Genomic DNA, 15,399 nt, shown 5'->3' with positions numbered 1-15,399 from the left:
TCAAGAATAAAAACAAAAAAGTAGAAATTTGGTTTTGGAAACATCCCTTAGCAACAATGTACTATTGCCACAATTCTTGCCAATACCAATTTGTAAAACAGAAACCGAATTAAATAGCTATTGCGTGTTTAGACATCAAGGAAGAAGTAGAACTTTAAAACATAATTTACGAATCGCTACAATTCTCTCATTCGTTGCAGGAATTGTAAATGTTACGGGATTTCTGTCTTTCAAACAATTAACAACCAATGTTACGGGACATTTTGCGCTGTTTATCAATGATCTCGCTACTTTTCAATTTTGGAAGGGAACCATCTATTTTCTTTATATTTTTTCATTTTTATTTGGTTCATTTTTATCGAGCTTTCTAATTGAGCAATTCAAAGAAAATAAAAAGCTGAATGTTTTTCTGCTCCCAACCTTAATTGAATCACTAATTTTAATAATTATAGCACTCTTAAGCAACCTTATTGAAATGAAATATTCCGATTTTATCGTCTGTGCGCTTCTATTTGCAATGGGACTTCAAAATTCTTTGGTGACCAAAATTTCTAATGCGGTGGTACGTACAACCCACCTAACCGGACTTTTTACCGATTTAGGAATTGATATTTCACAATTGTTTTTTCCTAAATCACACCCTAATAAAGCAAAACTAAAAGCCAATATCAAACTTAGAATTTATATCATCATCTTCTTTTTTGCAGGTGGATTAACCGGCGGATTCTTTTATTCTAGACTTGATTTAAAATTAAATACTTTAATTTTTGCTGCGTTTATTTTACTTATAAGTTTATTTTATGATGATTTTAGATACAAATTAATAAAAACGAAAAGAAAGTATAAACAACGTAAAAAAGTGAAACACGCTACGAAATAAAATTCATGTATTGTATTAGGACTTCAACAAAAAGTTATTTCTGTCTACTATGATCCTTATTTCAAATTAAGTATTTTTAAAGCTATTAAGAAAAAAATAAAAATATGTTCGTTGTCATTTATTCTTTTAAAATTAAACCTGGTCAGAATGACAGATTTTTAAAATGCTGGAGCAAATTAACGCGAATGATTTATCAATATGAAAACAGCCTTGGCTCTAGAATACACAAACAAAGTGAAAACACTTTTATTGCCTATGCACAATGGCCTAATTCGGATACCTTTCATAATTCAGGGAATAATTTACCAGAAGAATCTATCGAACTAAGAAATAAGATGAGAGCTGCATGTTTAGAATTTAAAATTATTGATAAATTAGAGCTTATAGAAGATCAATTGGCCAGTAAAACATATCATTAATATATTGAATTTCATTTTTAAAGAAGAATGAAATTCAGTAGGATTACCAACTATTAAAATTTTAATTACATGAGTTTTGGAGGTTCCGTAGCGGCAATGATTACTTCGATTAAAAACAATGCCCGAACCAAAAGAAAATCTTATTTTGAAAGGGATCACTCCGTTTCTAAACAGCAAACAAAACTTGATAAATTACTTCAAAAAAAAGCTTCACCCAAACAACTAAAAGCTATTAAAGACAAAATAATTCAGGAAAACAACAAACGTAATCTTCGCATTATTTTAAGCACACTGATTATACTCATCACAATTTACTTCTTTTTACAGTGGTTGTGGATGAAATACTTTTAATTAGAAAATTTGTTCCCAACAACTAACTTCACGAAATGGAAAAACCAAATTCTTACTGCGAATTTGTAGCATCTTTGGATAAGGACAATCTACACAGAATCTACCATGACAATCAATACGGATATCCAATTCATAGCGATGATGAATTATTTTGTCGTTTAATTTTAGAAATCAACCAAGCCGGATTATCTTGGACCACCATACTAAAAAAACAAGAAAACTTTAGAAAAGCATTTTCAAATTTCAATATAAACCAAGTGGCAAATTATACTGATGTAGATATCCAAAGACTCCTCTCCGATACAGGAATCATCAGAAATAAATTAAAAATAAATGCGACCATTTTCAATGCTAAAAAAATAATAGAATTACAAAAAGAACATGGCTCCTTTAAAAATTGGCTCGATCAGCAATTTCCTTTACAAATAGAAGATTGGGTAAAACTATTCAAAAAAACATTCAAATTTACAGGAGGAGAAATCACTAAAGAATTTTTAAAAAGTACTGGATATATTCCAGGAGCACATATTTCAACTTGTGAAACCAACAAACTTGTTCTAATATCCAATCCAATGTGGATCAAAAAAGATTAAATTGGATTCCCTATTTTTAAAACCTAAAAATATTCTATGAAAAAGATTATCAGTATCAAACTTTATTTACTTTGTATCCTGCTTTTATCCTTTTGTAAATCCAATATCAAAAAGAACCTTCCTATTACTAAAGGAAAAATTCAACTGGCAGCCACCGGTTTTAAATTTACAGAAGGACCTGCAGTTAATGCCAAAGGACAAGTCTATTTTACAGATCAACCCAACGATAAAATTCATATTTGGGATTCCCAAAAAGGGGTTTCTTTATTTTTAGAAGGCACCAAAAGATCAAATGGAATGTACTTCAATAAAAAGCAACAGCTACTGGCCTGTGCCGATGAAGACAACCAACTTATTTACTTCGATAAAAATAAAAACATACAAGTGCTCCATGAAAATTTTGAAGACAAACATTTAAACGCTCCTAACGATTTATGGATTGCACCAAATGGAGGTATCTATTTTACAGACCCTTATTATCCTAGAAAATGGTGGGCTAAAAACCATAAAGAAATTCAAGAAACCCAAGGCGTGTATTTTGTAAGTACAAACGGTGCAATTACAAGAGTTATAAATGATTTTAAAAAACCTAACGGAATTATCGGAACTCCTGATGGAAAAACACTTTATGTAGCAGATATTCAAGACAAAAAAATATGGAAGTATACTATAGGAATTGAAGGTCAACTAACCAATAAAACTTTTTTTGCACCTCATGGCAGTGATGGAATGACCCTAGACCATTTAGGAAATATTTATTTAACTTCTGGAAAAATATGGGTCTACAATCCAAACGGTAAATTAATTCAAGAAATTGAAACTCCGGAAAAACCAAGCAATGTCTGTTTTGGCGGAAAACATAAAAATATCCTTTTTATTACCGCTCGAACTTCCATATACACCTTAAAAATGAATGTTCACGGAGTGAATTGAACTAAAAAGAAGGAATAATTTAAATAAAAAACTTTCTCTTTTTAATTTCAAACGGAGTTCAAAATTAAACTAATCAACTACATAACAACACCTTAAACTACATTCTTTACAGAAAAACATCCAGAAATTCATCATAAGTATTAAAAACAAAAAATAGTAGATATCACTTTATTTTATCTAACTTGACATGCAATCAACCACCCGTAACCAAATTATATATGTCATCTTATACTATTACAGAAATCAATGCCCTTTTACAAGGAGAATTAATTGGTTATACTTCTCATAATATTGAAGGAGCTGAAGAAATAAAAAAAGCAAATCAAAATCATATTACCTTTATTGGCTGTAATAAATATGCGAAATTTTGGAAAGATTCAGAAGCAGCTGTTACCTTAGTTCATACAAATATTAACATTGAACCTGGTGAGAATCGTGCGTTTATCAAAGTGAAAAATGTGGATTTGGCCATGGCCAAAATATTAGAGCTTTTTCAACCTAGTACTCCCGTTTTTGATGTCGACATACACGCTACTGCGGTTGTACATGAAACAGCAATACTTGGTAAAGGTTGTAAAATAGGTGCCAATTGTTATGTCGGTAAAGATGTAGAACTAGGAGACCATGTAATTTTATATCCCAATGTTTGTGTTTTTGATGAAACCATAATCGGTGCTCATACCGTTGTTTGGTCTGGAACGTGCATCCGAGAACGTTGTATTATTGGTAGCCATTGCATTTTTCACACCAATGTAAGTATCGGTGCAGATGGATTTGGATACAGACCGAGTGAGGATGGTAGAGGATTGACAAAAATTCCTCAAATAGGAAATGTTATTATTGGACATTATGTAGAAATAGGTGCAAATTCTTGTGTTGATAGGGCTAAATTTAGTGCTACAATAATTGGTGATGGCTGTAAAATAGACAACCTAGTTCAAATTGCACATAATAGCATTATGGGTCGCTCATGCATCATGGCAGGTCATAGTGGACTAGCAGGTTCCGTTACCCTTGGTGACGGTGTTATTATTGGCGGTAGCGCTTCTATTAAAGATCATACGACCATACATTCTGGAGCAAAAGTTGGTGCTGGTTCTGGTGTTATTGGCGATGTTGAAGCAGGTAAAACTGTTTTAGGCTATCCCGCACAAGACGCAAGAGACATGCTTAAACAATGGGTAGCTATTAGACGATTTATGAAAAATAGCTAGCACATTTTTTTTCTACAACAAGGTCTAAAAAATATTTGCTAAATTTATAAATGAAATTAGTTCCGTATTTTAGTTCTCCTAAAAATCACAATTCTATTGTATAATTACAGCACATAATTGCTTTAAAAATTTGATTAAAAAAATTGAAGAGAAGAAAATTTATTAAAAAAGGAATTCTAAGTACCATCGGATTAGGATTTCTTACGGCACTTTATTCTTATAAAATAGAACCATTTTGGCTGGAGTTTGTAAAGCTCAAAATGCCTGTAAAAAATTTACCTAAAAACCTAGTTGGAAAAACGCTTATGCAAATTAGCGATATCCATGTAGGTAACAGATTTGACTATAATTTTATCATCGAATCTTTTGTAAAAGCCCAAAAACTAAACCCCGACTATGTGGTTTATACAGGTGATTTTGTACATTATGAAAACAAAGAGCAATTTGATCAATTAACTACCGTCATGAAAAACAGTGTCAAAGGAAACCTTGGTACTTTTGGCGTTTTAGGGAATCATGATTATGGAGAAGACTGGCTAGAAAATGATGTAGCCGATACCATAGTTGCTATTTTAGAAGATGCAGGAATTGACATGTTAAGAAATGAACAAAAATCGGCCAATGGACTTAATATAATTGGTATTGATGATTTTTGGGGAACTAATTTTCAGCCTGAAAAAGCATTACTTAACACAAATAAAAACGAAGCCAATATTGTACTGTGTCACAATCCAGATGTTTGTGATTTAAATATTTGGAATGATTTTAACAGTTGGATCCTTGCAGGTCACACGCACGGTGGGCAAGTAAAACCTCCTTTTCTTCCACCTCCAATTTTACCTGTAGAAAACAAAAGATATTCCGCAGGAAAATTTGACTTATCAAATAATAGAACTTTATACATAAACAGAGCTTTAGGTCATTTATGGCAAGTACGCATGAATGTTCGGCCTGAAATTACCTTATTTGAATTAGACAAGGCTTAATAGATACGCATCTGGAAATAAAAAAAGGCTGAATTAACAGCCTCTTTTTTTTATTCATTTTTAAAATAAGTATCCTTATAAAATTTTAACACTTCTGGCAGGTTTCTGCTTAGCCTCCTCTCTCTTAGGTAAAAGGATACTTAAAATACCGTCCTTATACGTAGCATTAATTTTTTCATCATCCACACTATCGGGTAAGGTAAAAGTTCTTTTAAAGGAAGAAAAACCAAACTCTCGTCTCGTGTAGTTCTCCTTTTCTTCTTCTTTTTCTTCTTTTAGTTCCGTAAAAATAGCCAACACTTTATGATCTATATCAATTTTAAAATCAGATTTTTTTAAACCTGGAACGGCCATTTCTAAAACAAATTTATCTGCAGCCTCTTTGATATTTACTTTTGGTAAGCTATCCTTTGAAATAAAATTAGAGGTGGATACACTTGGTAAATCTCTATTGAAGAGATCATCTAATAAACTAGATAAATTAGTGAAATTTGCTTTTGAATTTGTGTTTGCTAAACTTCCATTTTTAGGAACATGTACTAAGTTGCTCATAACTATAAAATTTTAAATTAAACATTTTTCAAATTGAAATCTTATCGATTTCGGTTTTCTTGAGGCAAAGAAAATACCAAAATAAAAAAAGCCTGTTTTCTTTCTGTTTTACATACAATTGAATGAAAAATTGTCAGATTTCCATGAAAATAAATGACATTTTTTCATTTAAACTTATTTTAATTCAAGGAACTCATCTTAAAAATTTATTAAGTGATCAAAAAATAAACAATTCTTAAACAGCTACAAAAACACCTCATCCTTTTTAGAATTTTAACAACAATTTAAATTCTATTTTACACATTTAAACTACCTTTGTGTTCAGAATGAAAAAAGCCATCCATAAAATAACAGCTGTACTCATGACTTTAGTGGTCGTATTCTCTACGATGTCATTTAAGGTAGACATGCATTTTTGTGGAGATACAATGGTTGATTATTCCCTTCAAAACAAAACAGAATCCTGTGGTATGGATGTGGACATCCATAATAATGACTGTCCCGTTGTTCAATCAAAAAGCTGTTGTTCCGACAAACAAATTGTACTAGATGGACAAGACGATTTGAAGTCTTCCTTTGAAAAATTAAACCTAGAGCAACAACAATTTATTATTGCTTTTGTATATACTTCATTACACGTATCTGAAGAATCTTCTTCTAACAATACTTTTGAGCAATATGCCCCTCCCCTAGTCGCCAAGCAACTATTTAAGCTTGATGAATCTTATTTAATTTGATTTTTTTTCAATAGACCTTTGTATCCTATGATGTGTAGTTCACAAGCATAAGGATGTTTTGTTGTATCTGATGTTTTTAGAACATCTATGTCTCATTGTTTCAAATTTCAAAATCATGCTGAATAAAAGCATTAAATTTTTTATAGAAAATAAGTTGGTAGCCGTATTGTTGCTGGTCTTATTCATAGGTTGGGGAACTGTAAATTCACCTTTTGCTTGGGATACAGGTTTCTTACCTAGCAACCCTGTGGCTGTGGATGCCATTCCAGATATTGGAGAAAATCAACAAATTGTTTTCACAAAATGGGAGGGGAGATCCCCTCAAGATATAGAAGATCAAATTACCTATCCTTTAACAAGTTCTTTATTAGGAATTCCTGGTGTTAAAACCATTCGTAGTTCCTCTATGTTTGGCTTTTCTAGTATTTACATCATTTTTGATGAAGATATAGAGTTTTATTGGTCTCGTAGTCGAATTTTAGAAAAGCTAAATTCTTTGCCTACCAATTTATTACCTCAAGGAATCAATCCTACTTTAGGACCCGATGCTACAGGTTTGGGTCAAATTTATTGGTATACCTTAGAAGGAAGAGATGCCGAAGGAAAAGTCACCGGTGGATGGGATTTACATGAGTTGCGAAGCATTCAAGACTATTATGTAAAGTATGCCTTGTCATCGGCAAGTGGAGTTTCAGAAGTCGCTTCTATTGGGGGCTATGTACAAGAATATCAGGTTGATGTAGACCCTGAAAAAATGAGACAATACAACATCACTTTAAATCAGGTTGTAAAAGCGGTAAAAGATAGCAATCAAGATATTGGAGCACAAACTTTAGAAATTAACCAAGCAGAATATTTAGTTCGTGGTTTGGGGTATTTAAAATCTATTAACGACTTAGAAAACGCTGTGGTAGCTTCTAAGGAGTTTACAGCAATTCGTTTAAAAGACATTGCTAAAATTTCTTTAGGGCCCGCAGCACGTAGAGGATTGCTAGATAAAGAAGGTGCAGAAGTTGTTGGAGGAGTTGTGGTGGCAAGATATGGAGCCAATCCTATGGAGGTGATTAACGATGTAAAAACCAAAATAGAGGAATTAAAAGGAGGTTTGCCTTCTAAAGTATTGGCAGATGGTCGTACTTCTCAGTTAACCATTGTTCCTTTTTACGACCGTACAGAATTGATTCACGAAACTTTAGCCACCTTAAACGAGGCTTTGGTTTTAGAAATACTAATTACCATTTTGGTGATTATTGTAATGGTTTTTAATTTAAGAGCTTCTTTATTGATTTCTGGACTGTTACCCGTAGCTGTATTGATGGTTTTTATTAGCATGAAACTATTTCATGTAGATGCCAACATTGTGGCTTTGTCGGGTATTGCCATAGCAATTGGTACCATGGTAGATGTGGGAGTTATTTTAGCTGAAAACATGATTCGTCATTTGGATCAGGAAAGTGAAAAACGTAAAGTGAAAAGTGATAAATTAAAAGGAGACTTCGACAAGCTAAATCTAGCTCCAGAATTAACGATTAATGAAATTGTTTACAAAGCCACAGCAGAAGTGTCTGGAGCTATTGTAACCGCAGTTATGACCACCATAATTAGTTTTGTACCCGTTTTTACCATGATAGGTGCAGAAGGAAAATTGTTTAGACCTTTGGCTTTTACAAAAACCATGGCTTTAGCAGCTTCTTTGGTGATTGCCTTATTTTTAATCCCCCCATTTGCTGCATTTTTATTTAGAAAAACCAAAATCAAAAAACAATTTAATATAATCATTCATGGAGCTTTAGTACTTGCCGGAATTGCCATTATTGTTCTAGGGAATTGGTTGGGACTGGTGTTGATAGCTTTTGGATTGAATGGTCTGTTTTTTAAAAAAGGGGCATATAGGTTCAGCTTGATGAAAATGAATTTTTCATTTGATAAAAATACAATTAACATTAGTATTTCGTCTGTTGCCATTGTGTTCTTATTGGCTGAGTATTGGAGACCTTTAGGTTTTGATAGAGGTATTTTAATCAACTTAGTATTTGTCTCCATCCTTTGTTTTGGAATTTTAGGAACCTTTTCGGTTTTTAGAATGTATTACGGTCGTATTTTACAATGGGCATTGGCCAACAAATTGCTGTTTTTAATAATTCCAACAACGGTTTTACTATCTGGAATTTGGATTTTAAAAAATACAGGTAAAGAATTTATGCCTTCTTTAAATGAAGGTTCTTTTTTACTCATGCCTACTTCTTTGCCTCATGCGGGAGTGGAAGAAAACAAACGTGTATTGCAGCAACTAGACATGGCAGTGGCTACACTTCCAGAAATAGAAACCGTGGTAGGAAAAGCGGGTAGAACAGAATCTGCCTTAGACCCAGCTCCTTTGTCTATGTACGAAAACATGATTCAGTACAAATCGGAATACATGCGTAATGCCAAAGGAAAAAGACAACGCTACAAAGTGAATAAAGAAGGGTTGTTTGTCTTAAAAGATGGTGGCTTGATTGCGAATCCTAATAATACAGAAAATACAACTATTACCAAAATCAACAATCAGCAATTAATTGAAGATGACAACGGTGAGTTTTATAGAAATTGGAGACCCCAAATACAATCTCCAGATGATATTTGGAAAGAAATTGTTCGCGTTACCCAATTACCAGGAGTTACTTCAGCCCCAAAACTACAACCCATAGAAACCCGATTGGTGATGTTGCAAACAGGAATGCGTGCACCTATGGGAATTAAAGTTAAAGGGCAAGACTTAAAACAAATTGAAGCTTTTGGAATGCAATTGGAAAGCATTCTAAAAGAGGTAGAAGGTGTAAAAGTAGAAGCCGTTTTTGCCGATAGAATTGTTGGAAAGCCCTATTTGTTAATTGATATTGATCGAGAAAAAATTGCGAGATATGGAATTTCTATCGCACAGGTTCAAGATGTATTAAAAGTAGCTGTGGGGGGAATGCCCTTAACACAAACGGTAGAAGGTAGAGAGCGTTACCATGTAAGAGTTCGTTACCCTAGGGAATTACGCAATCATCCTAACGATTTAAAAAATATTTATGTGCCTGTAGACAATGGAAGTCCAGTTCCTTTGGGAGATTTGGTAGACATTCGTTACGAGCAAGGGCCACAAGTCATAAAAAGTGAAGATACTTTTTTAGTGGGCTATGTATTGTTTGATAAATTAGAAGGTTTTGCAGAGGTAGATGTGGTAGAAAATGCACAGGCTTTGTTGCAACAAAAAATAGAGGCAGGAGTTTTAAAAATTCCCAAAGGAGTCAATTATCAATTTACAGGAACCTATGAGAATCAGTTAAGAGCGGAAAAGACATTAAGTATTGTTGTGCCTTTGGCTTTAGCCATTATCTTTTTGATTTTGTATTTCCAGTTCAAATCAATGACAACTTCCTTAATGGTATTTACAGGAATTGCTGTTGCTTTTGCAGGAGGATTTATTATGATTTGGTTGTATGGTCAAGATTGGTTTTTAAACTTTGAGTTGTTTGGAGAAAATATGAGAACGCTCTTTAACATCAAAACGGTGAATTTAAGTGTGGCTGTTTGGGTTGGATTTATTGCTTTGTTTGGAATTGCTACAGATGACGGAGTGGTGATGGCTACCTATTTAACCCAGTCTTTTGATAGAGAAAAACCAACAACTAAAAATGAAATTAGAACAGCAGCTTTGCATGCAGCTAAAAAAAGAATTAGACCTTGTTTAATGACCACGGTAACCACCATATTGGCTTTGTTACCTGTATTAACATCCACAGGAAAAGGAAGCGATATTATGATTCCTATGGCAATTCCCATTTTTGGGGGAATGGTGATTGATATTACTTCTTATTTTATTGTACCTGTACTGTATAGCTGGAGAGAAGAGATGAAAGTTAAAAGTGATAAGTGGAAAGTGATAGGTGAAAAGTGAAAAGTGATAAGTGAAAAGTGGGAAGTGGGAAGTGAAAAGTGAAAAGTGAAAAGTGATAAGTGGGAAGTGAGAGGTGATAAGTGAAAAGTGATAAGTGATAAGTGATAAGTGATAAGTGAAAAAGTTAAAAATAAGATCTAAAAACAAATGCGCTATGAAAGAGAGTGTTTTAAAAACCAAAAGTTATGTTTTTGCTATTCATATAGTAAAGCTTTCTCAATTATTGATTTCTGAAAAAAAAGAATATGTTTTAAGCAAACAACTTTTAAGGAGTGGAACTGCAATTGGAGCTCTTATTCGTGAAGCTGAATTTGTATGGAAACTAAAAATCATGAATTTTTATTGAATCAATGTAAATAATTAACGGCAATGTTGGTAAGTAGTATTAAAACCACAAAATCAAGAATGTAAAATGACAACATCAGAATATAAAAATAAAGGGGTGAATTTGAGAAGAGTGATGATTGTTACTTTTTCACTTTTCACTTTTCACTTCGCGAATGCACAATCACTAGAAAAGTTAATAGCAATAGGTTTAGCAAACAATCCCGAAATTCAAAAGTTTGAATTGCAACATCAAATTGTAGCAGAGCAAGCAAATGAGACACAAACACTGCCTAATACAGAATTAAGTGTGGGATATTTTGTGAGTGAACCAGAAACCAAAACAGGTCCCCAACGCTTTAAATTGTCGGCAAAACAAATGTTGCCTTGGTTTGGAACCCTTACAGCTCGTGAAAATTATGCAAATTCTTTGGCAGATGCTAAGTATGAAGATTTGGTGATTGCCAAAAGAAAATTAATCAGCTCAGTATCGCAAGCTTATTACAACTTGTATGCAAATCAGCAAAAACAAGCAGTATTTGTAAAGAACATAGCCTTATTAAAGACTTATAAAAAGTTAGCATTAACTTCTGTAGAGGTTGGAAAAGCTTCGGTGGTAGATGTGCTAAGACTAGAAATGAGAATTAATGATATTGAGCAGTTAAAACAAATTTTAGCACAACAATTTCTAGCAGAACAAACTCTTTTAAATAAGTTGTTAAATAGAGCTAAAGAGGTTGCTGTTGAGTTGGAAACTACCTTGCAAATTCCAAGTAAGGAGTTGGAGTTACATTCAGACAACTTAGGGGTACATCCTGAATTGTTAAAGTACGATAAGTTGTATACCTCTGTAACACAATCGGAATTGTTAAATCAAAAAGATAGACAACCTATGATTGGTTTTGGTTTGGATTATATCAATGTATCAAAAATTCCAAACACAAATTTTAGCGATAATGGAAAAGATGTTGTCATGCCTATGGTGTCGCTATCTATTCCTATTTTTAATAAGAAATACCAATCAAGAAGCAAACAGAATGCATTAAAACAAAAAGAAATTTATTCGGAAAAACAAGAACGTTTAAATAAATTAGAAACCTTGTTAGACCGTGCTGTAAAAGGAAGAGTAGAAGCCAGAATTAGTTATGAAACACAAACTAAAAATAGACATCAGGCAACTAAGGCTGAAGAGATTTTACTTAAAAATTACGAAACAGGAACCATTGATTTCAAGGATGTTTTAGACATTCAAGAATTGCAATTAAAGTTTGAAGTAAATCAAATAGAAGCTATTAAAAAATACTATGTAATGTCTACAGTAATTAATTATTTAATAAAATAGAGAGTTCAAAGCATGGAAGAAACGTTTTACATAAAAAATATGGTTTGCGATCGGTGTAAGCAAGTATTGCATCAAGAATTATCCAAAGCTGCTATTCCTTTTTCTAAAATTGAATTAGGAGAAATAGTAGCCACTATTTCTTCGAAAACTGATTATGAAACTTTTAAAAAAATCATCATGGCTAATGGTTTTGAAATGATGAAAAGTGATACCGAATTACTAGTAGAAAAAACAAAAGAGCTTTTACAAGAAAAGATTATTGTACAAGGAGGTTTTGATGTAAAAGTATCTACTTATTTAGCAACTCACTTAAACAAAGATTATTCGGTAATAAGCAAGTTGTTTAGTACGGAAGCGGGAATGACGATTGAAAAATATGTAATTCATTTAAAAATAGAAAAAGCAAAGGAGTTGATACAAATGGGACAATTCACTTTTTCAGAAATAGCCTACACATTAAATTACAAAAGTAGTAGTCATTTAGCCAAGCAGTTTAAACTCATTACAGGTTTATCTATGACCGCCTATAAAACGGCAAAAGATTGGAATCGAAAAACATTGGACAAAATTGTATAAACATCTACCTTAATCATACAAAAGAAAACAAAGAGTCTAGTTTAATTTTGAGGGTATAAAAAAAGAATATCATGAAACATACATATCACATACACGGAATGACATGCAACGGTTGTCGTGGGCATGTAGAAGAGCTTCTTTCTAACCTACAAGGTGTTGCTAAGGCTGAGGTAGATTTGCAAAAAGCGGAAGCTACTATAGAAATGGAAAGTCATATTCCGTTGAAAACCTTACAAAAAGCTTTGGAGGCAGCTGGAGGACGTTATAGTATTCACAAGCTTGGAGCACATCCACATACCGTTAAAAAAGAAAGTGTTCCCAAAGGAAAAGGGACAGGAACTTTTTATTGTCCTATGCATTGTGAAGGAGATAAGACCTATGACAAAGCTGGAGATTGCCCCGTGTGTGGAATGGACTTGGTAGAGGAACAAAATTTAACGGCCGTTCATTCAGAAGCCTATACATGCCCTATGCATTCTGAAGTTCTAAAAGAAGAGCCTGGAGATTGTCCTATTTGCGGAATGGATTTGGTCCCTAAAGAACCCGATGTCTCAGCAGAAGAAAAAACGTATCAAAAGTTATTGAAGAAGTTTTGGATTGCGCTTGCTTTTACTTTGCCTGTATTTTTGATTGCCATGAGCGAAATGCTTCCAAACAATCCATTGTATAAGGTATTGGATCAAAACTATTGGAATTGGATTCAGTTAGGCTTGTCTATACCTGTGGTCTTTTATGCTACCTGGATGTTTTTTGAACGTGCATATAGAAGTGTAAAAACATGGAACTTAAATATGTTTACGCTAATTGGTATTGGTGCTGGAGTGGCTTGGTTGTTTAGTGTATTTGGACTTTTGTTTCCGGAGGTGTTTCCTGCTCAGTTTAAAACTGAACATGGAACGGTACATGTGTATTTTGAAGCGGCAACTGTAATTTTAACCTTAGTGTTAATGGGGCAATTGTTAGAAGCCAGAGCACATAGTAAAACCAATTCAGCCGTAAAAGAATTGTTAAAATTAGCCCCTAACAAAGCTATTCAGATAATAGATGGTGATGAGGTTGAAGTGTCTATTGATAAAATTGAAATTGGAGCTATTTTAAAAGTAAAACCAGGAGATAAAATTCCAGTAGATGGTTCTATTACCAAAGGAGCTACTACGGTAGATGAATCGATGATTTCTGGAGAGCCTATTCCGGTAAACAAAACAGAAGGAGATAACGTAAATAGTGGAACCATTAATGGAAATCAATCCTTTTTAATGAAAGCCGAAAAAGTAGGAAGTGACACCTTACTTTCTCAAATTATTCACATGGTGAATGATGCCAGTAAAAGTCGTGCTCCTATTCAGAAATTAGCAGATAAAGTTTCAGGATATTTTGTTCCTGTGGTAGTATTAGTCTCAATAATTACGTTTATTTTTTGGGTTGTTTTTGGTCCTGAACCTGTGTATGTATATGCATTGGTAAATGCCATTGCTGTATTAATTATTGCTTGTCCTTGTGCTTTAGGATTGGCAACTCCTATGTCTATTATGGTAGGTGTGGGTAAAGGAGCACAAAATGGTGTTCTTATAAAAAATGCAGCAGCTTTGGAAAAAATGGACAAGGTAACTACGCTAATTGTAGACAAAACAGGAACAATAACCGAAGGAAAACCAACGGTAGAAAAAGTAGGTTCTTTTCAGAATGGTTTTAGTGATACTCAAATCTTGCAATATATTGTTTCTTTAAATGCCAATAGCGAACATCCTTTAGCAGCCGCTACCGTTCAATTTGGAAAAGAAAAAAAGGTTGAGCTCTTAGCATCGCAACACTTTAGTGCTGTAACAGGAAAAGGTGTAGAGGCTGAGGTGGATGCCCAAAAAATAGCTTTAGGAAATCCTAAAATGATGGAACATGCTCAAGCTACTATTAGTGATGAGATGGAAAAAGAAGTAACGGCTTATCAAGAACAAGGGAAAACGGTTTCTTATTTGGCTATAGACAAGCAAGTGATGGGGTATGTGGTTATTGCTGATAAAATCAAACAAAGCAGTGCCAAAGCCATTCGAGAGTTGCAGGCTAAAGGTATAGAAGTTATGATGTTTACTGGTGATAATTACAATACCGCTCAAGCCGTAGCTAAAGAATTAAATTTAGCCGATTTTAAAGCAAGTATGTTACCTCAAGATAAATTAAAAGAAGTAGAAAAACTCCAACAAAACGGAAAGGTGGTTGCCATGGCAGGTGATGGAATTAATGATGCTCCTGCTTTAGCAAAAAGCGATGTGGGAGTCGCTATGGGAACAGGAACAGACGTAGCTATAGAAAGTGCTATGATTACTTTGGTAAAAGGAGATTTACAAGGAATTGTAAAAGCTAGAAATTTAAGTGATGCAGTGATGAAAAACATCAAACAAAACTTATTTTTCGCTTTGATATATAATTCCGTTGGAGTTCCTATTGCAGCAGGAGTTTTATACCCTGTTTTTGGAATTTTATTATCTCCAATGATTGCTGCATTGGCTATGAGTTTTAGTTCGGTTTCCGTAATTGCCAATGCTTTAAGATTAAGAAAAGAGAATATTTAA

General features: G+C 33.5%; 14 protein-coding genes. 13 read left to right on the top strand and 1 reads right to left on the bottom strand.

What is annotated here, in order from left to right; genetic code table 11:
• Positions 1-124: 124 nt before the first annotated feature.
• The 7 genes from FGM02_RS13140 to FGM02_RS13110 all read left to right on the top strand — a co-directional run bounded on the left by FGM02_RS13140 (position 125) and on the right by FGM02_RS13110 (position 5,376).
• A complete protein-coding gene (locus FGM02_RS13140; RefSeq protein ID WP_139958860.1) occupies positions 125-880 on the top strand; it encodes a YoaK family protein in 756 nt (251 codons plus the stop codon).
• Positions 881-984: 104 nt separating this feature from the next.
• Positions 985-1,299 carry an antibiotic biosynthesis monooxygenase family protein gene (locus FGM02_RS13135; protein ID WP_139958840.1) on the top strand — a complete coding sequence of 105 codons (315 nt, stop codon included), beginning with the start codon at positions 985-987 and terminating at the stop codon, positions 1,297-1,299.
• 69 nt (positions 1,300-1,368) lie between these two features.
• Entirely contained in the window at positions 1,369-1,650 is a 282-nt protein-coding gene (locus FGM02_RS13130) for a hypothetical protein (protein WP_139958839.1), read from the top strand.
• A 35-nt stretch (positions 1,651-1,685) separates the two neighbouring features.
• On the top strand, positions 1,686-2,243 hold the full coding sequence (locus FGM02_RS13125) for a DNA-3-methyladenine glycosylase I (RefSeq protein WP_139958838.1): 558 nt from the start codon (positions 1,686-1,688) through the stop codon (positions 2,241-2,243).
• 36 nt (positions 2,244-2,279) lie between these two features.
• Positions 2,280-3,176, top strand: a complete 897-nt coding sequence (locus FGM02_RS13120; protein WP_139958837.1) for an SMP-30/gluconolactonase/LRE family protein — start codon at positions 2,280-2,282, stop codon at positions 3,174-3,176.
• Between the two features lie 218 nt (positions 3,177-3,394).
• Positions 3,395-4,390, top strand: coding sequence for a UDP-3-O-(3-hydroxymyristoyl)glucosamine N-acyltransferase (gene lpxD, locus FGM02_RS13115; protein WP_139958836.1), 996 nt, complete (start codon positions 3,395-3,397; stop codon positions 4,388-4,390).
• Between the two features lie 143 nt (positions 4,391-4,533).
• The gene (locus FGM02_RS13110; protein ID WP_139958835.1) at positions 4,534-5,376 is read left to right on the top strand and encodes a metallophosphoesterase; all 843 of its coding nucleotides are present in this window, start codon (positions 4,534-4,536) and stop codon (positions 5,374-5,376) included.
• A gap of 75 nt (positions 5,377-5,451) precedes the next feature.
• Here the strand turns inward: FGM02_RS13110 and FGM02_RS13105 are convergent, their stop codons facing one another.
• Positions 5,452-5,928 (bottom strand): Hsp20/alpha crystallin family protein, encoded by a 477-nt coding sequence (locus FGM02_RS13105; RefSeq protein ID WP_139958834.1) that lies wholly within the window; start codon positions 5,926-5,928, stop codon positions 5,452-5,454.
• Between the two features lie 326 nt (positions 5,929-6,254).
• Between FGM02_RS13105 and FGM02_RS13100 the strand changes: the two genes are divergently transcribed.
• The 6 genes from FGM02_RS13100 (at position 6,255) to FGM02_RS13075 (ending at position 15,399) form a co-directional block, all read left to right on the top strand.
• Entirely contained in the window at positions 6,255-6,665 is a 411-nt protein-coding gene (locus FGM02_RS13100; RefSeq protein ID WP_139958833.1) for an HYC_CC_PP family protein, read from the top strand.
• A 115-nt stretch (positions 6,666-6,780) separates the two neighbouring features.
• Positions 6,781-10,590 carry an efflux RND transporter permease subunit gene (locus tag FGM02_RS13095; protein WP_139958832.1) on the top strand — a complete coding sequence of 1,270 codons (3,810 nt, stop codon included), beginning with the start codon at positions 6,781-6,783 and terminating at the stop codon, positions 10,588-10,590.
• 154 nt (positions 10,591-10,744) lie between these two features.
• Positions 10,745-10,936, top strand: coding sequence for a four helix bundle protein (locus FGM02_RS13090; protein WP_139958831.1), 192 nt, complete (start codon positions 10,745-10,747; stop codon positions 10,934-10,936).
• 66 nt (positions 10,937-11,002) lie between these two features.
• Positions 11,003-12,256: a TolC family protein gene (locus FGM02_RS13085; RefSeq protein WP_139958830.1), complete on the top strand. Its 1,254-nt coding sequence runs from the start codon at positions 11,003-11,005 to the stop codon at positions 12,254-12,256.
• 12 nt (positions 12,257-12,268) lie between these two features.
• Positions 12,269-12,832, top strand: a complete 564-nt coding sequence (locus FGM02_RS13080; protein ID WP_243739404.1) for a helix-turn-helix domain-containing protein — start codon at positions 12,269-12,271, stop codon at positions 12,830-12,832.
• A 71-nt stretch (positions 12,833-12,903) separates the two neighbouring features.
• The gene (locus tag FGM02_RS13075; RefSeq protein ID WP_139958829.1) at positions 12,904-15,399 is read left to right on the top strand and encodes a heavy metal translocating P-type ATPase; all 2,496 of its coding nucleotides are present in this window, start codon (positions 12,904-12,906) and stop codon (positions 15,397-15,399) included.

Source organism: Flavicella sediminum (assembly GCF_006381105.1).
GTDB classification, from domain to species: domain Bacteria; phylum Bacteroidota; class Bacteroidia; order Flavobacteriales; family Flavobacteriaceae; genus Flavicella; species Flavicella sediminum.
Note: the sequence above shows the minus strand (reverse complement) of the source record. Positions and strands in the feature narration are given on the sequence as shown.